14 protein-coding genes are annotated in these 17,856 nt (G+C 42.7%); 7 read left to right on the top strand and 7 right to left on the bottom strand.

The window, feature by feature from the left end; all coding sequences use genetic code 11:
- The coding region (locus A1019T_RS05310) for a transposase (RefSeq protein ID WP_143514087.1) at nt 1-355 on the top strand (355 nt) is incomplete at its 5' end.
- A 196-nt stretch (nt 356-551) separates the two neighbouring features.
- On the opposite strand, the gene pncB is transcribed toward A1019T_RS05310, so the two are convergent.
- The 4 genes from pncB to ispH form a co-directional block, all read right to left on the bottom strand.
- Nucleotides 552-1,766: a nicotinate phosphoribosyltransferase gene (gene pncB, locus A1019T_RS05315; protein ID WP_077450769.1), complete on the bottom strand. Its 1,215-nt coding sequence runs from the start codon at nt 1,764-1,766 to the stop codon at nt 552-554.
- 215 nt (nt 1,767-1,981) lie between these two features.
- On the bottom strand, nt 1,982-3,952 hold the full coding sequence (gene htpG / locus A1019T_RS05320) for a molecular chaperone HtpG (RefSeq protein ID WP_077450741.1): 1,971 nt from the start codon (nt 3,950-3,952) through the stop codon (nt 1,982-1,984).
- Between the two features lie 336 nt (nt 3,953-4,288).
- Nucleotides 4,289-5,101 carry a thioesterase family protein gene (locus tag A1019T_RS05325; RefSeq protein ID WP_077450742.1) on the bottom strand — a complete coding sequence of 271 codons (813 nt, stop codon included), beginning with the start codon at nt 5,099-5,101 and terminating at the stop codon, nt 4,289-4,291.
- 172 nt (nt 5,102-5,273) lie between these two features.
- Nucleotides 5,274-6,230 carry a 4-hydroxy-3-methylbut-2-enyl diphosphate reductase gene (gene ispH / locus A1019T_RS05330; RefSeq protein WP_077450743.1) on the bottom strand — a complete coding sequence of 319 codons (957 nt, stop codon included), beginning with the start codon at nt 6,228-6,230 and terminating at the stop codon, nt 5,274-5,276.
- A 257-nt stretch (nt 6,231-6,487) separates the two neighbouring features.
- Here ispH and gmk point away from each other — a divergent pair, with 257 nt between their 5' ends.
- The 6 genes from gmk to A1019T_RS05360 all read left to right on the top strand — a co-directional run bounded on the left by gmk (nt 6,488) and on the right by A1019T_RS05360 (nt 14,441).
- Nucleotides 6,488-7,102 carry a guanylate kinase gene (gmk, locus tag A1019T_RS05335; RefSeq protein WP_077450744.1) on the top strand — a complete coding sequence of 205 codons (615 nt, stop codon included), beginning with the start codon at nt 6,488-6,490 and terminating at the stop codon, nt 7,100-7,102.
- 157 nt (nt 7,103-7,259) lie between these two features.
- Nucleotides 7,260-7,520: a DNA-directed RNA polymerase subunit omega gene (rpoZ, locus tag A1019T_RS05340; protein WP_077450745.1), complete on the top strand. Its 261-nt coding sequence runs from the start codon at nt 7,260-7,262 to the stop codon at nt 7,518-7,520.
- A 713-nt stretch (nt 7,521-8,233) separates the two neighbouring features.
- A complete protein-coding gene (locus A1019T_RS05345) occupies nt 8,234-10,423 on the top strand; it encodes a RelA/SpoT family protein (protein WP_077450770.1) in 2,190 nt (729 codons plus the stop codon).
- 67 nt (nt 10,424-10,490) lie between these two features.
- On the top strand, nt 10,491-10,886 hold the full coding sequence (locus A1019T_RS05350) for a Rid family detoxifying hydrolase (RefSeq protein ID WP_077450746.1): 396 nt from the start codon (nt 10,491-10,493) through the stop codon (nt 10,884-10,886).
- A gap of 101 nt (nt 10,887-10,987) precedes the next feature.
- Nucleotides 10,988-13,318: a primosomal protein N' gene (locus A1019T_RS05355; protein WP_077450747.1), complete on the top strand. Its 2,331-nt coding sequence runs from the start codon at nt 10,988-10,990 to the stop codon at nt 13,316-13,318.
- 64 nt (nt 13,319-13,382) lie between these two features.
- A complete protein-coding gene (locus A1019T_RS05360; protein ID WP_077450748.1) occupies nt 13,383-14,441 on the top strand; it encodes a cation diffusion facilitator family transporter in 1,059 nt (352 codons plus the stop codon).
- A gap of 140 nt (nt 14,442-14,581) precedes the next feature.
- On the opposite strand, the gene A1019T_RS05365 is transcribed toward A1019T_RS05360, so the two are convergent.
- From A1019T_RS05365 to serA, 3 genes are all read right to left on the bottom strand, one after another.
- Complete coding sequence (locus tag A1019T_RS05365) at nt 14,582-14,944, bottom strand: hypothetical protein (RefSeq protein WP_244156548.1); 363 nt, start codon at nt 14,942-14,944, stop codon at nt 14,582-14,584.
- 307 nt (nt 14,945-15,251) lie between these two features.
- Nucleotides 15,252-16,130 (bottom strand): MBL fold metallo-hydrolase, encoded by an 879-nt coding sequence (locus A1019T_RS05370; RefSeq protein WP_077450749.1) that lies wholly within the window; start codon nt 16,128-16,130, stop codon nt 15,252-15,254.
- A gap of 281 nt (nt 16,131-16,411) precedes the next feature.
- Complete coding sequence (serA, locus tag A1019T_RS05375; RefSeq protein ID WP_077450750.1) at nt 16,412-17,638, bottom strand: phosphoglycerate dehydrogenase; 1,227 nt, start codon at nt 17,636-17,638, stop codon at nt 16,412-16,414.
- Between the last annotated feature and the right edge of the window lie 218 nt (nt 17,639-17,856).

Raw genomic sequence — 17,856 nt, forward strand, 5'->3', positions numbered from 1 at the left:
ACAGGGCCTAGCAAATGATATATTCGGTAAACTGTTTGGTGATCGAGGTTATGTCAGTCAGGATTTAAAAGATAAACTGTTTAATGACTTCAATATCGATTTTATAACCAAGCTTCGAAGGAGTATGAAACAGCAGACTCTTAAACCTATTGATGAGGCGTTACTTAACGGACGCTCGTTAATTGAAACTGTTTTTGATGAGCTTAAAAACTTGTGTCAGATTGAACACTCAAGGCATCGAAGCTTCACAGGGTTCGCTGCTAATCTTTTAGCAGGACTCATTGCTTACTGTTGGTTTCCCTTTAAGCCGACACTCAAAAACGTGTCGGCTTATGGACAAGCTGCAAAAAACTAAGCTGTTTCAATGATTTAGGCAAGCTCTTATCCCGAACTCAGGTTACTTACTCTTGCCCCCTGCCTAGCTAACATGGTCCACCCAACCTTCCACATTTAACATGGGCTATCGCTGTCGAAGCCTGAAGACTATTTAATCTATAACTAAAAAGAGGACTGTTATGAGTCCTCTTTTGGTTAATCAAGACAGCACATTGCTATTCTTCGGAAATATCTTCAATCTCAAACACCTGACGCAGATACGCCAAGTAAGTGTCATTATGAATCATGGTTTTCCCTGGGCTATCGGACAGCTTAGCAACAGGCTGACCATTACATTCAACCAGCTTCAGCACGATATTTAGCTGGGTAAGCCCCATATCATTGGTCAAATTAGTACCGATGCCAAAGCTGGTCTGTATGCGTTGCTTAAAGTACTGATGCAACTCCCAAGCTTTTTCGATATCAAGGCCATCACTGAAAGTTAATATCTTTGTTTTTGGGTCAATTTTTAGCTTCTGATAATGAGCAATGGCTTTATCACCCCACGCATACGGATCACCACTGTCATGACGCAAGCCATCAAATAACTTAGCAAAGTACAAATCAAAATCACGTAAGAAGGCCTCCATTCCTACCACATCGGTCAAAGCAATCCCCAAGTCACCTCTATATTCATGTACCCATGCCTCTAATGCCGCTTTCTGTGAATCGCGTAGACGCACATCTAATGCTTGAAACGCCTGCATAAATTCGTGCGCCATGGTACCAATAGGCGTAATTTTTAGCTTTTTGGCTAAGTAAACGTTAGAGGTACCGCGGACGATACTCGGTGCTGCTTTGTGCAACGTCTCAACTACATGTGTATGCCAAGCTTTGCTAAAGCGGCGGCGGGTTCCAAAGTCAGCAATGATAAAAGGAGGTTCTCCTCGGTCAGCTTTTAGCGCATATTCTTGTAAGGTAACCACTTTTTGCTGTAGACGGCGTTCACCTTCCTCGAGTACGGCTGGCGTGGTTAACTGCTGATAATACAGCTCATTCACAATCGCTAATACAAAAACTTCGAAGAACATGGCCTGAATCATTGGCCCTTCAATATCAATATTTAGCCGGTTTTTCTCATCAATGCTAACCGTAATATGACGACGTTTTAACTTAAATAATTCTAGATAATCCACGAAATCTGAGCGAATAAAACGCAAGCTGCTTAAATATTCGAGCTCATCTTGGGTGAAACTAAGCTCACATAGATAATCTAATTGCTGCTCTAAAGCTTCTTTGATGTCAGGCAAAGGATAAGCGGTATCTTCATAATTACGACAGCGGAAGCGGTATACCCCATGCGTCTGCGGGAACTGATGCAGCATGGCTTGTAGCATGGTGAATTTATACAAGTCATTATCTAATAGAGAGGTAATAATGGGCTGGGTCATAGGCTTGCTCAAAGGTTTGGTAGGCGATTTATTTTTATCCATACTAATATTATGACTGTTTCAGCGAATTAAAGCTATTTAGCTTTATTATTGATAATAAAAAGCTTGAGTTATAAATAATTTAACAATAAAAAAGGACCCAGGTAATCTGGATCCTTTTTTATAATTAGCTATTGGTTAATGTTCTCAAATAGACATTATCGAATGCTCAATACCTATTTCAACAACAGCTCATTAACACGTTTCAAATAAGCCGCCGGATCATCTAATTGTCCACCATCTGCAAGCAACGCTTGGTCAAAGATAACTTGCGCCAAATCATCAAACTGTTCGCTAGTCTCTAACTTCTGAATTAGTGGGTGATTTGGGTTAACTTCAAGCGTAGGCTTAATGTCAGGTACTTCTTGACCCATTTGCTTCAGCATTTGTACCATTTGTGGAGTCAGTTCACCCTCGCCCACTACCAAGCAAGCAGGGCTATCAACCAGACGGGTTGAGACCTGAACATCTTTAGCACGGTCGCCCAATGCTGTTTTTAGCTTATCTACTACTGGTTTTAGGTTCTCTTCCGCTTTTTTAGCTTCTTCTTTTTCAGCTTCATCTTGCAGGTCGCCTAAATCTACCGCGCCTTTAGCGATATTCTGTAGCGGTGTTCCCTCAAACTCATGTAAGAAGTTCATCGCCCACTCGTCAACACGACTGGTCATCAAGATAACTTCAATACCTTTTTTCTTAAATAGCTCAAGCTGAGGGCTATTCTTCGCAGCGGCTAAGTTTTCAGCGGTTAGATAGTAGATGGCTTTCTGACCGTCTTTCATGCGAGCTTTGTAGTCTTCAAAGCCAGTCTCTAGACCTTCATGAGTGCTGGTCGCATAACGCAGTAATTTAGCGATACGGGCTTGGTTGGTCATATCCTCACCAAGACCTTCTTTAATCACATCACCAAATTCGCTGTAGAACTGCTTAAACTTCTCTTGCTTATCCGCATCTTCACTGTTGGCAAGACTCGCCAGCAGAGTTAACACACGGCGCGCGTTACCATCACGGATAGACTTCACATCACGTGACTCTTGTAGAATTTCACGGCTCACGTTAAGCGGTAGGTCTGCTGAATCGATAACCCCTTTTACGAAACGCAAATACATAGGCAATAACTGCTCAGCATCATCCATAATAAAGACGCGTTTTACGTACAGCTTTAAGCCATGCTGCTGCTCACGAGCATACAAATCAAATGGGGCTTTGGCAGGGATATATAACAGCTGTGTGTATTGCACACGACCTTCTACCCGGTTATGAGTCCAAGCTAAAGGATCTTGGAAGTCATAGCTGATATTTTTATAAAACTCAGTATATTCTTCATCTTCAATTTCAGAGCTTGAACGCGTCCACAGGGCACTGGCTTTGTTGATGGTTTCCCACTCATCAGTAACCACCATCTGACCGCCTACTGGCGTGTCGCTGTCATCGCCCTCTTCTTTGACATCTTCCTGCCACACTTCTTTACGCATCTGAATCGGCAAGCTGATGTGGTCTGAGTACTTATTGACCAAAGATTTGATTTTATTGCGGTCCAGATAATTATCTTCGCCTTCGGTGTACTCTTCTTTTAGGTGTAGTGTAATAGAGGTACCACGGCTGTCTTTGGTGATGGTCTCGGTAGTGAATTTACCAGTACCGTCAGAAATCCAGCGCACCCCTTGATCGGCAGGCTCGCCCGCTTTACGTGATTCAACGCTGATGGTATCGGCAACAATAAAGCCTGAATAGAAACCCACACCAAACTGACCAATTAGTTGGCCATCTTGCTTTTGTGATTCAGATAATTGCTCCAAGAACGCTTTGGTACCTGATTTTGCAATGGTTCCTAAGTTTTCAATGGCATCCGCCTCACTCATACCGATACCATTGTCGATAAAGGTAATGGTCTTAGCGTCTGTATCGACATCGATACGAACTTTTAGCTCGCCATCTTCTTCATAAAGACTGTCGTCACTGGTAGCTTCAAAGCGCAGCTTATCGCAAGCATCTGAAGCGTTTGAGACCAGCTCACGCACAAAAATATCAGAGTTTGAATACAGTGAGTGAGTCACTAAATTTAGCAGTTGTGCTACTTCAGCTTCAAAGACATGCTGTGTGGCGTTTTGACTGTCATTTTGTTGATTATCAGTTTGAGTGTCGCTCATAATATCCTCTTGGTTTATCCATAATTATTTTTATGCTAATAGATACCTTGCTGCTTATTACTTAATATGCTTATTGAACATAAAGTTCAGCAGCCGGATCTATAGACTAGCTTGGGATAACTCTCTAATAGGGGCACATACTAAATTTTTCAAGCAACAAGTGATTAATTTTACTCCCCTGACCTGTAACGACTTGTCTAAATATTTTCACCTAGACTTATACAAAAAACGCCAGTCAAATTAACCGGCGTTTTTTTGCAACTGTGCAATTCTATAAACTGTATTTTGCTACTAGTCTGGTTACAATCCGTAATGATTAATATATTAAAAAGCAACTTAGGCCATGGCACGAATAGTCAAAATCTGTTCACTACGCCCAAAAGGCCCTTGTAAATCGTGCAAAATGGTACTGGTTAAGCCAATACCATCCTCACCATACTGCTGCACTGCTTCAATCCCTAGCCATTTACCTTGCGGCAGTCGGTGCATATGGATTTGCAAGTCAGTGTTGGGGAAAGCCCACTGCATCTCAGACATTCTTAGCCCATTTCGGGGTACCACGCCATTGGCAGTATCGACTAAGCCTATAAGACGCACTAAGTCTGAGGTGTTCTCACCTTGAACCATATCAAGCTCTGTGGTCAACCAAACCAGCCCTTTACCAGGACGTCGAGCAGGGTCTGAAGCCAGTTTGATACTCTCAATAAAGCCGCCAGGCCAGCCCTTCATCTCATCCCACACAGGTAAATTCTCAGGATGCGAGGTGGCTACCAGATCCTCTAGACCCGCAATTTCAGCCGTATCTTGAGTCAATAAGCGCCAAGCTCGGGCGATGATACAATCTCGTCCGCCACTGCTCATTACCGCTTCGATAAGCTCGATGGTTTTGCCGGGGCGAATACAGCGGGTGGTAATAGTAAATTCTTGTAGAGGTATTAGGCCTAGGATATCTAAGCTTATCCGTGCTATGCGCAGGTTTGACTGAGGAGAGAAAAGCTCAAGCTCGCGGGCTAGAATCCCCGTGGCTGGTGCCATGTGTTGCTCATGTTCATTCCAGGCACCCTGAGCATGTAACGTCGGTTTATAATGTGCGACTGTACTATTATCGGACTGAGTTTCTCGTTTAAGAAGTTGGTAATATGAAGTCATAAGTCATCCTTAACTTTTATTGACTATTGATTATCGGAATTAAGGCTACAGCTTTTTGTAAAAAGACAGCGAGCTTACAAAAGGCAATTAGTTTAAAAAATGGCCGTTTTAATACTTAAAAAACTGTGGCTATTTTTCAATAAGCCACAGCTTTTTCTATTATTATTTTAGATTACACCCTAACCTGCTTCACAGGGATACGTAACTCTTTGGGCAAACTAAAGGTAACATTTTCTTCAATGCCCTTCAATTCATCAGGTATGTCCCCGCCCCAATCTTGTAACTGGTTTAGCACCTCTTGAATAAGAATCTCTGGAGCAGAAGCACCGGCGGTTACTCCCACCGCATTGACCCCGTCAAACCATTCTTTTTTCATTTCACCCGCATTATCAATAAGGTAGGCTTTGCAGTTCATGCGCTCAGCCAGCTCACGCAGACGGTTTGAGTTAGAAGAGTTTGGCGAGCCTACTACCAATACCACTTCACAGCGTGCAGCCAAATCTTTGACCGCATCTTGACGGTTTTGGGTAGCATAGCAGATATCATCTTTACGCGGCCCTTGAATGTTAGGGAACTTCTCACGCAAAGCATCGATAACTTTAGCTGTATCATCCATAGACAAGGTGGTTTGGGTCACAAATGCCAAATGATCAGGGTTTTTAACCTCAAGCTTTGCCACATCCTCTTCGTTCTCTACCAGATAAATCTCGCCCCCATATTGAGCGCTAAAACGACCCATGGTGCCTTCTACTTCAGGGTGGCCTTGGTGACCAATTAAAATAGCATCCATATTGTCACGAGCAAATTTTGCCACTTCAATATGAACTTTAGTAACCAGTGGACAAGTGGCATCAAATACGGTCAAATCACGGCGCTTGGCTTCATCTTCCACCGCTTTAGAAACCCCATGCGCTGAAAAAATAACAATAGACCCATCCGGCACTTCGTGCAGCTCTTCGACAAATACCGCTCCCCGATTGGCCAAGTCAGAAACCACAAATTTATTGTGTACTACTTCATGACGCACATAGATAGGGGGCTCAAAACGTGTCAATGCCTCATTTACAATAGCAATAGCACGGTCAACACCAGCACAAAAACCACGTGGATTGGCAAGATAAATTTGCATAACAGACCTTCACAATAGATAATCAGATAAATAAAGTAGGCCAACGCCAGCTAAACCTTTAGGCTTTTAACCAAATTAGTAGGCTTTTAACCAGATTGGGCAAACTATTTTGTGACTACTTTAACATATCCAGTAAAATAGCACGCATAGAAGCTTCTATTTTGGTGTAATAAACATCTATTTTTCATAATCCTTATTCACCATTACTATTCACCGCAATTATTATTTCAAATCCCAACCCTAAGAGATTTTCTTATATGAAAGGTTCACTATTTATTGTCACTGCTGCTTCAGGCACCGGTAAAACATCCCTAGTTAAGCAGCTTATCGCCACCACCAATGACTTAGCTGTCAGCGTCTCTCATACTACCCGAGAGCCTCGCCCAGGTGAGGTTGATGGCCACCACTATCACTTTACCGACACTGAGACCTTTACCAAGGGGATTGAAGCGGGAGATTTTCTTGAGCACGCGCAGGTCTTCGATAACTATTACGGAACCTCACAACAAAGCGTAAATAACCAGTTAAACTCAGGTATTGATGTGATTCTGGAGATTGACTGGCAAGGCGCGTTGCAAGTTAAAGAGCTGTATGACGATGTGACTATGATCTTCATTCTTCCACCCAGTAAAGCCACTTTGCGTCAACGTTTATCTTCACGTGGTCAAGATTCGCAAGAGGTTATCGAAAAACGTCTGGCCGGCGCGGTAACCGAGATGCAGCAGTATGTTCATTTTGATTACGTAGTCATTAACGACCAATTTGAAGCTGCCCTAACTGAGCTGAAATCTATTATTGTCGCCAAACGTCAGACGCTAAGTCGTCAGCAAGCCCGTTATGGGGATACTATTAGCGATCTGATCAGTGAGTAGCCCAAAATCACTGCAATAAAGCAGCCCTTTAATTTTATTAATAAAGTTTCTAGGGGCTTGTTGAAATAAAGCTACCCACTTCATGCAGTAAATTTGCTATAATAACTGATTAACTATCGAATTTTTATATATCACCTAGTGATAACAAGAGGACTTTATGGCACGTGTAACCGTAGAAGACTGCTTACATGCAGTAGACAACCGCTTTGAGCTGGTATTGGTTGCCAGCAAGCGCGCCCATCAATTGGCCAAAGGCATCTCTGAGCCATTAGTTGAAGTCAATAATGATAAGCCAACGGTATTAGCGTTACGTGAAATCGCAGAAGGTTTGGTATCTAGAGATATCCTAGACCAACCTGATCATCATTTTGCTACCAACTCATTAGACTTAGCATTAAGCGGTGGCCAAGGTTTTTAGTAACTGACTGGCTAAATGCTAAAGAAGAGTAAGTTATTTATGAAAAAGCCCCCTCTTCTTTAAGCCCTTGAATATAAAAACCACGATAAGCGTTAAGCAAGTCGTGGTTTTTTATATTCTAATTGATTTTCATGAGCAGTACTTGTTCTCTAAACCTCGTTAAAGCTGTGTTTTATCGAATTAAAAAAAGTCTTATACCGCGCTCTGTGCTGCACCTTAGCTGACTTTTAGGACCCTTTAGGGCGATTATTTTATTTTTTTTAAAGCATTCCTAGCTTATTGGTTGACACGCAGCTATTTTTAAGATTAATTAAGGTATTAAACGCGGTGTAATTTTATTAGCTAAATATTAATTTTATTACTTTATTTTTATAATTTGACCTGGGATGGACTTGATACCCCTTGAATAAGTCTCAACAGGGAATTATTAAATTACTTATAGACTTACACTCTAAACTGATTGCCTATTATTGTCTGTTGCCTGGCTGAAGGATGATTAAATGATGTTAACCTCAAATGTTAAAAATACTTCTAATCCTGATGCAAGTTTATCTGACTCTGAAGCCGATATGATTGATTCTCTAAAAACTGATATTGATAGCAATGTCATCAACAATATTGCCAATTCAAACAACATTGTGGACACCTCACTAAGTCCAGATATCATCTTGCCAAACTCATACGATGATGAGCACTTAAATCAAACCTCTTATATGCAAAACCTACCTAAGCTTAGCCATCATTTGGTAGATGAAGCTCAGCGCAACTTAATGCGTGCTGTCGCCTACTTAAATGATACTGAGAAGCAAGATGTGCTAAAGGCTTGTGCTTACGGGGATAAAGCACATATCAAAGACAAAAGAAAATCTGGTGAACCGTATATCACTCACCCTATTGCCGTTGCGGAGATCCTAGCGGGCTTCCGTCTTGATAGAGACAGCATTATCGCAGCAATATTGCATGATACGGTAGAAGACACAGAAGTAACTTCAGAAGAAATAGCCCAGATATTTGGCGAAACTGTAGCAAGCTTGGTCGATGGGGTGACCAAACTAAAGTCCTCCAGTCATAATAAAAGACAAAACAAAGCGGCCACTTTCCATAAGATCATGTCTGCCACTTTAGATGATCCTAGAGTGTTAATTATTAAGCTTGCTGACCGCCTGCATAATATGTCGACCTTAGACTCAGTACGCCGAGAAAAACAAAAGTCTACCGCCTCTGAAACTCTAGAGTTTTATGTGCCGTTCGCCCGTTTAATGGGGATGAATGACATAGCCGACTATATGGAAATCTTGTGTTACCGTAACCTAGATCCCGTTATGTATACCAAGATGTCAGACAAGCTTTTACAGCATGGTTTGGGCCGAAAATATCAAAAAGAGACGATCCAGCAGTACCTCAATTATGTACTAGATCGACACAATATCTCAGGTCATGTGCGTACCTTAGAAAATACGGTCATTATGTACCGTCAATTTTTCCGCAACCGCGGAGAAATCGATGATTTATTACGTCACTATGCCTTTGAAATCGTCACTAATACCATTGAAGATTGTGATTCATTGGCAGAGTATCTGATCAAGAAGTATCGTATTTCTGATAACTTCGTTGAAGACAATATTCGCCATCCGCTACCCGGTGGTAACCAATCATTAACCCTGACCTATAAGCGTGATAACGATACCATTAAAGTCACTTTGCTTACCCGTAAGATGGAGGCTGTTTCTCGCCTGGGTGTTATTGGGGCAGAGCAAGCCTCTGAATTGAGCCGCTCTGTCATTAAAGCTTCTTTACGAAATATGAAAGAGCTCATCGATTATGACGCAGAGCGCGAAGGCAAAGAAGGCAATCCTGACTATGATGAGATGGTGGAAACCATTGATGAGCTGATCTCTTATCTAAACACCCGAAAAATACTGTGTTACAGTCCTAAAGGTCGGGCCTATGAGCTGCCGCGTGGTGCCACAGCGTTAGACTTCGCTTATGCGGTGGGTCCTAAAGTGGGCAATATCGCGGTTGGGGCCAAAATCAATGGTGAAAACGCCAAACTCGGCTCTACCTTGAAACCTGGTGCCACTGTAGAGATCGAAGTTGATTCCAATGCCAAGCCTAAAGCTGAGTGGCTAGGCATTGTGGTGACCAGTAAAGCACAGCGCTCACTAAAACGCTGGTTCAGTAGCCTACCTATAGAAGAGCAGCAACAACATGGTAAGCAAGCTTTAGACCGTGCCTTACAAACCTATGGCAAATCTCTTGATGATGTCACCGAAGCGGACTGGCAAGACTTATTACTCTGGCAAAATGTCGATAAGAAGGAAGACTTATACGAGCGTATGAGTGCGGGTGCCTTACTGCCCCAGTTGGTGGTCTCAAGGCTGTTTAGTGATGATGTCACCAAGACACACCAACAAGCCAGCCAAAAAGGCTTTGATCGTCCCAATCAGCTTTTGTCTAACGCCAACGGCGTTGAAGTCCACTTCGCTGGTTGTTGTCGACCCATCTTTGGTGACCCTATTATTGGTCACTTAACCATGCATGGCTTGGTATTACACCGTCATCGCTGTTATTCTATCGTCAACAAATATGTTGAGAAGCCGTATGAGTTGGTCCAACTCAACTGGTACAGTGAAGAAGAAATAGAAAAAAGTATTGAGCACCCTAGTGAGCGCCCGCATTTCACGGCTTATCTAAAAATCAATCTGGCCTTAACCGATGAGCAGGTCTCGCATGTGCTATATACTTTAAGACAGCTAAGTATTGGGATCGAAAAAGTAGACGTTCGCTCTGACTCAACGATTATTCATGTGATAGTGCGCAGTCGCAGCCATGTCTTAGAAGGTATTGAGGCTTTACGTCCTCATGTGGGCTTTGGTAGTATTCGCCGTCTATACCGCTTATAAAGGTATATTTCTTCTCAACTTTTAAACAAATGAACTGTTCATTTTAATCAATAAAAAGGAAATAATTATGGCCCGTCAAATTATTCATACCGATAAAGCTCCAGCAGCCGTTGGCGCCTATTCACAAGCAGTAAAAATTCCATCAGCTGGCGGTAGTTTGGTATATATCTCAGGTCAATTGGGTTTTGATCCAGAAACTATGGAACTTCGTGACGGCTTTGATGCCCAAGCCGCTCAAGTTATGGACAATATCGAAGCTATCTGTGAAGCTGCAGGTGGTAAACTAAGTGATGTGGTGAAATTTAACGTATCGCTAACCGATTTAAATGATTTCGCCGCACTAAATGCTATCTTCTCTGAGCGCCTGTCTGAACCATTCCCTGCGCGTGCTGCAGTACAAGTAGCTGCACTACCTAAAGGTGGCATCGTTGAGATTGAATCTATCTTATTTATCGAAGACTAATGGCTCAAGCATTGGCTTGTAGCTATTTCTAGCTGATAAACTAGGTTATAAACTAAACAGGCTTTAGTTTATAACCTTTCCCTTAAGGAGGCTTCCACCTGATGCTGATTCGTATCGCCCTACCGGTTCCTCTTTATCGTGAATTTGACTATCTTCCTTCCTCAGATAAACCTTCAGATAAACTAAGTACTGCGGATGACACCGCTTCTGCCCTTCCCCCTATTGGAGGAAGAGTACAAGTTTCCTTTGGCCGGCAAACCTTAATCGGAATCGTCGTTGATCATATTGACCGCAGACATAGCGAAATCCCAGTCAATAAACTAAAAGCCATAAAACAGGTTATTGATACTGAGCCCTTATTAAGTCAGCAGATGCTGTCTTTAGCGCGCTGGTTGGCAGGGTATTATCATTACCCCTTAGGCGATGTGATTTCCGTCATGTTACCAACCTTGATTCGCCAAGGCAAACCTCTCGATTTATTGATTACTCATTGGCGCATCCTACCCAATGTTAGTGACGATGATTTCCATAGCAACGCACATAAGCAAAGACAGCAATTTGCACTGCTAAAATTACATGGGAAACATGGAGCGAGCGAAGATACCTTACTGTTAGAAGGGATGCAGCGTCCTTTTTTAAAACTGTTAGAAGAAAACGGTCTAATTGAGCACTATGTACAACCGAAAGCAGCGCCCAGTCCGGTTACCTTGGCCAAGATGCCACTGACACTTAATGACCAACAAAAGCACGCCGTTGACAGTATTGTGGCCACCGCTAAAGAGAGCAAATACTGCGGATATTTATTAAACGGGGTGACAGGCAGCGGTAAAACTGAAGTCTATTTGCAGGCCATGCAATCTGTGTTGGAAGCTGGGAAACAAGTCTTGGTACTGGTCCCCGAAATTGGATTAACACCACAAACCAGAGCTCGCTTTGCAGAGCGCTTTGCAGCCAACATTTTACTGCTACACTCTGGGCTTAATAATACTCAGCGTATGCATGGCTGGGAGGATTGCCGTGAAGGACGTGCCCAGATTATTATCGGCACCCGCTCCTCCATCTTGCATCCTTTTGCTGACTTAGGGTTGATAGTGGTCGATGAGTCGCATGATCAGTCTTACAAGCAGCAAGACACTTTGCGCTATCATGCGGCAGATGTGGCGGTATATCGAGGCTATCAACTGGGTATTCCTGTGGTATTAGGTACTGCGACTCCTTCATTGGAGCATTTAAAATTGGTTCAAGACGGCAAATTGACCGAGCTTGTTCTCACACAGCGTGCTGGTAATGCCCAAGCGGCTACCTTGCAGTTGGTCGATGCCCGTGATAAGGCCACGCAATACAGTAACTTGCCTGCCGCTCCTAGTGAGCAAGCTTCCTTATTACCAAATTTAAAGCACTCACAAAATACAGGACTGACAGAAGATACCATAAGTGCTATTCGAGACACTTTAGAATCCGGTGATCAAGTATTGGTTTTTTTGAACCGCCGTGGCTATGCCCCTATCTTGCTGTGTGAAGCCTGTGGTTGGCAAGCCGATTGTGTCCGCTGTGAGGCCCACTTAACGGTGCATCACAGTCAGCTCAATACCAATCAGCCCAGCTATTTAAAATGCCATCATTGTGACTGGCAAGCCTCTATCCCACTAGCCTGCCCAGACTGTGCAAGCGTCAACTTAAATGCTGTGGGTATGGGAACAACTCGATTGACAGAAAGCTTACACGCTCTTTTCTCAAACCCTCAAACCAGCAAAAAAACCTATCCCATCATTCAAATTGACCGAGATACCACAAGAAGAAAGGACAGTTGGGAGGACATCTACCGGCGCATTAATAGTGGTGACCCTGCTATCTTAGTGGGGACCCAAATGGTGGCCAAAGGACACCACTTTCCCAATGTTACTCTGGTGTGCTTGCCAAATGCGGATCGCGGGTTTTTGTCCCCAGACTTTCGCTCACCAGAGCACACCGCACAATTAATTGTCCAAGTAGCTGGCCGCTCAGGCCGAGGTAGCAAGCCTGGTAAAGTCTTAATTCAGACGGTACAGCCTGAAAATCCTTTACTACGCAAACTGGTCCGTGATGGTTATCAGCCTTTTGCTTTAGAGCTATTAAAAGAGCGCAAAATGCTAGGTCTACCTCCCTACACCCATGGGGCACTGATTCGCTGTGAAGCGAAAACTTTACAACGGGCCACTCAGGTCTTAAAAGATGCCATTGCTCTGATGCCTCAGAATGACTTGGCTATTTTGGGCCCCATTGACGCCCCAATGAAAATGAAAAACAGTCGCTATCACAGTCAGCTTTTATTGCTATCCAAGCAGCGCCAACCTTTGCATCAGCTATTAAACTTTTGGTGGCCCCAGGTCTTACAATTGCCTTCAGCCAAGTATCTCAAGCTGACTTTGGATGTGGATCCCGTCGGCTGGTAGCCACCAAAATTTGATTTATAATATAGATATACTACTCATAACTTTTCGGAGATTAATAGCAGCCATGACCTCTAATAGTGATCATAACCATGAGCCTATTCATGCTCATGACCCACCCCACTTTCACGATGAGCCCGGTGCTCGAGATATGAGTAAGCAGCGTCGTACTTTGCTGTTCAGCTTCGTTCTAGTCACAATATTTATGTTGGTAGAAGCTGTCGGTGGTGTACTAACCAACAGTTTGGCCCTATTATCAGACGCCGGGCACATGCTGTCTGATGCGGCTGCCTTGGGAGCCACTTTACTGGCCTTTAAAATAGGTGAAAAAGAAGCCAATAAAGAAAAGACTTATGGCTACAAACGTTTTGAAATATTGGTCGCAGGAGCCAATGGCGCAACCTTAATCATTATTGCTTTAATGATTGTTTGGGAAGCTATAGGCCGTTTTTCATCTCCCCCAGAGATTGCCTCTAAGGGTATGTTAATCATTGCCACTATTGGATTAACCATTAACTTGATAGTAGCCTATATGCTACATCGTGGCGGTGCTTCTCACAGTCATGACCATGAGGATCCCGAGTCAGGATCGCAAAACCTTAATATGCACAGTGCCTACTTGCATGTATTAGGCGACTTATTAGGGTCAGTGGCGGCCATTATTGCGGCTTTAGCAATGATGTGGATGGGCTGGGCGTGGGCTGACCCCGTGGCGTCAGTTGTGGTGGCGATTTTAATCTTGATCAGTGGTTTTAGGGTGGTAAAAGCATCAACACATATCTTGATGGAGGGTACCCCAGAAGAGATTTGTTTAGACGAGGTAAAAGAGACCATTGAGTCTCATGAGCACATTATTACCGTTCATGACCTGCATGTGTGGAGTATTACCAGTGGTATTCATGCCCTATCTTGTCACGTAGTGGTTGATGGTGATATGCGTATCCTACAAGCCAGTGAGTTGATTCATGATATTGAACACAGTTTGGCCGAATTAGGTATTAGCCACACTACCATTCAGGTTGAATCAGTAGAGCACCCTCATAACCGATTAGACGCCATAGTGTGTGCTTTAGATGAGGTAGACAGCCCTAATACGGGACACAGCCATATTGGTCATCATCATTAATACTCTTGACCGCACATACAGACATAGACACCTACCCTTGTAATAGGCTGTCTATGTCTGCTTCTACATCTAAATGAGTTGTCTCAGCTAACTAATGTCTCAGCTAAATAAGCAGCTATATACTGTAACCGACCGCACTCTTATTTTAACGGCTGTAGCGTTTGACGAAGGGACTCAATCTCTTCTCGGTATTGTTCAGGCTTTATTTGCAAAATACGAAACAGCTCAAGTACAAATTCATCAGCCCTATAAAAAGGATCGATATAGCTGCCATCTAATCCTAGATTTTGACTACAAAGCACATAACGCAGGCGATCCGTGGCGGCAAAAGTGTGCTTCCTAGGATAACCCATCGATTTTACGATATCAGCCGATCGAAGTTGAAGTGAGATAATTTGTTGCACAGCCAATACTGCCAGTGGGCATTTTGGTTTGTATCGAGGCGCATACTGGAAAGTATTGGCGGGGACTGCGGTGGCAGTAAGGGACTGAAATTTACACATGATAGACTCCTAGAACTCCGACTTAAACGAATCTTAAAAGGCACAACGGACCGTGTCGGAGTACAGGTTCATGCGCTTTACCAGAGTTGTTTTATATCGTGCTGGAAGTTGCAGGGATAGCAGTTATTAATAACCTAATTAATAAATCAGCTATCCATTAAACCCACGATGTTGATTTATTATCTTATCACAAAGTTTTAGCTGAATAAATAAAAGCTCAGGCTATTTTACCAGCCTGAGCTTTTGCCTACCTTTAATTTGAATACCTTTAAGTTATCTCAGCAATTATTTTAAGGCAAGTCAGTCACTAAAGAGTATTAATCGGTACCCTTAAATAACGAACGCCATTATCTTCTGGTTCTGGCATCTCGCCGGCACGAATATTGACCTGAACCGAAGGGATAATCAGTCTTGGCATCTCAAGGGTGGCATCTCGTTCAGTGCGCATCTTCGCAAATTCAGCTTGACTGATTCCATCTCTGACATGAATGTTGCCAGCCTTTTCTGCAGCCACTGTAGTCACTGGACAATGCTCTCGCCCTTCTGGCGGATAATCATGGCACAGATAAATTTCTGTATCTCCAGGTAGCGATAATATCTTTTGGATAGAGTGATACAGATCATCGACATCTCCCCCTGGGAAGTCTACTCGGGCTGTGCCCACATCCGGAGCAAATAGCGTATCTCCCACAAAAATAGCCAACGCACGCTCACTATCGGTCGTATCTTGTGCTACATAGGCCATATCAGCTGGTGTGTGACCTGGTACATGCATCACGCTAAGCTTGATATCCCCTAGCATAAACTCAGTGCCTTCTTCGGTTAATTTATCAAACTGACTGGCATCTGTCTTAAAGTAGTTGGCTAGGTTAAACACCTCTTTAAATATTTTTTGAACCTCAGTGATGTGCTTACCTATCACCAACTCACCGCCCAGCTGATGTTTTATATGCGGTGCCGAACTAAGATGGTCTGCATGAGCATGGGTTTCAATAATGTACTTTACGGTTAGACCTTGCTCTTTGACATAGTTGATAACCTCATCCGCCGACTCGGTACTGGTATAGCCTGATTTAAAATCATAATCCAATACAGGGTCAATAATGGCACACAGCTTATTAGCCTCATCAATTAATACGTGAGTATAAGTCTCTGTATCCTCATGTAAGAACGATTTAATTTGCATAGGACTACCCTTCTATTTTAAATTCTATTTAACTTTATAATGCCTGAAAACGGTTATAATTACCATATTATAGTATATATAAATATGTAATATATATAGACATAGTAACAGCGGATTAATTGTTGGTGTAAGTGCCAGCTCGATCTCATAACATTATATTAGTCTTGATAGTATGGATCTTATAACATTAGATCCATAAAATTAGACGCATAAAAAAAGCTGGCAATGGCCAGCTTTTTTCTTACACAAGTAATGTACTTTAAGCCCTTAGACTTAATTAGTTAGAATAAAACACGAACGCGGATGGTCTCTTTGATGTTTCTTAACTGATCCAAGGCTTCTTTTGAGTTACGGTTGTCCACATCCATAACCAAATAACCCACATCGCCTTCAGTCATTAAGCTTTGTGCCAAGATGTTAATACCAGCGGTAGCAAATGAGCTGTTAATTTGAGACAGTACGCCTGGTACGTTTTGGTGAATGTGTAGTAAGCGGTGTGAGCCTTCTTTAACTGGAATACTAACTTCAGGGAAGTTCACAGAAGTTGTGGTATCACCCGCATCAGAGTATTTAACGAACTTCTCTGCCACTTCAAGACCAATATTGGCTTGTGCTTCTTGAGTAGAGCCCCCGATGTGCGGTGTTAAGATAACATTATCAAATTTACGCAGTGGAGATTCAAACTCTTCTTCTGCTGATTTTGGCTCTTTCGGGAAGACGTCTACTGCAGCCCCTAAGATTTTACCTGACTCTATTGCAGCGGCTAAGTCATCAATTTCGACACAAGTACCACGGGCGGCATTAATAAAGTAGCTGCCATCTTTCATAAGATCAAACTGCTCTTTTTTCATCATATAACGCGTACTTGGTAGGTCTGGTACGTGTAAAGTCACAATATCTGCATTTTGTAATAATTCTTCTAGACTGCCAACTTGTACCGCATTACCTAAAGGTAGCTTGGTCACTGCATCATGATAAATGACTTTCATACCTAAGCTTTCAGCAAGTACTGACAATTGTGAGCCAATTGAACCATAACCCACAATACCCATCACTTTACCACGAATTTCATGTGAGTTCTTAGCGGATTTGCCCCAACCGCCGCGGTGTACCACAGCATTTTTCTCAGGGATACCACGGTAAAGCATAATCGCTTCTGCCAGTACCAGCTCAGCCACTGAACGGGTGTTTGAATAAGGGGCATTAAATACAGGAATACCGAACTCACGAGCAGCTTCTAAGTCTACTTGGTTAGTCCCAATACAGAAACAACCGATTGCAATAAGTTTTTCTGCCTGCTCAAGAATGTCACGAGTCAACTGAGTACGTGAGCGAATACCGATAAAATGAGCATCTTTAATTTTTTCTGCTAATTCATCAGGATCTAAAGCATGCGATAGATATTCAATATTGGTGTAACCCGCATCATTTAAAACTTTCAGTGAGTTTTCGTGTAAACCCTCTAGCAGTAAAAAACGTATTTTATCTTTCTCAAGCGATAATGCCATGTCTTTGCCCTTATTTTGATGGGTTATTAATTTTAATGGGTTATTAACAACTAACCTTATCTGGTATCACTTTGCCATAAAAAGCCAAAAAGTGAAAAATATGACGTTGAGTGAGCCACTATTTTTGTGACCGCCCTAAAACTAAAGTCGCTCGTCTCGAACTGCGACTTACATCCTCTATTAGCACTATGTCATAATATAACTATCTTATAACATAT

The sequence above is a fragment of the Psychrobacter piechaudii genome, from assembly GCF_900162825.1.
Lineage (GTDB): Bacteria > Pseudomonadota > Gammaproteobacteria > Pseudomonadales > Moraxellaceae > Psychrobacter > Psychrobacter piechaudii.

Coding starts and splice junctions, on each gene's coding strand:
- pncB (WP_077450769.1), bottom strand. CDS start 1,766: ATGACCCAGCCCATTATTACCTCTCTATTAGATAATGACTTGTATAAA.
- htpG (WP_077450741.1), bottom strand. CDS start 3,952: ATGAGCGACACTCAAACTGATAATCAACAAAATGACAGTCAAAACGCC.
- A1019T_RS05325 (WP_077450742.1), bottom strand. CDS start 5,101: ATGACTTCATATTACCAACTTCTTAAACGAGAAACTCAGTCCGATAAT.
- ispH (WP_077450743.1), bottom strand. CDS start 6,230: ATGCAAATTTATCTTGCCAATCCACGTGGTTTTTGTGCTGGTGTTGAC.
- gmk (WP_077450744.1), top strand. CDS start 6,488: ATGAAAGGTTCACTATTTATTGTCACTGCTGCTTCAGGCACCGGTAAA.
- rpoZ (WP_077450745.1), top strand. CDS start 7,260: ATGGCACGTGTAACCGTAGAAGACTGCTTACATGCAGTAGACAACCGC.
- A1019T_RS05345 (WP_077450770.1), top strand. CDS start 8,234: ATGCAAAACCTACCTAAGCTTAGCCATCATTTGGTAGATGAAGCTCAG.
- A1019T_RS05350 (WP_077450746.1), top strand. CDS start 10,491: ATGGCCCGTCAAATTATTCATACCGATAAAGCTCCAGCAGCCGTTGGC.
- A1019T_RS05355 (WP_077450747.1), top strand. CDS start 10,988: ATGCTGATTCGTATCGCCCTACCGGTTCCTCTTTATCGTGAATTTGAC.
- A1019T_RS05360 (WP_077450748.1), top strand. CDS start 13,383: ATGACCTCTAATAGTGATCATAACCATGAGCCTATTCATGCTCATGAC.
- A1019T_RS05365 (WP_244156548.1), bottom strand. CDS start 14,944: ATGTGTAAATTTCAGTCCCTTACTGCCACCGCAGTCCCCGCCAATACT.
- A1019T_RS05370 (WP_077450749.1), bottom strand. CDS start 16,130: ATGCAAATTAAATCGTTCTTACATGAGGATACAGAGACTTATACTCAC.
- serA (WP_077450750.1), bottom strand. CDS start 17,638: ATGGCATTATCGCTTGAGAAAGATAAAATACGTTTTTTACTGCTAGAG.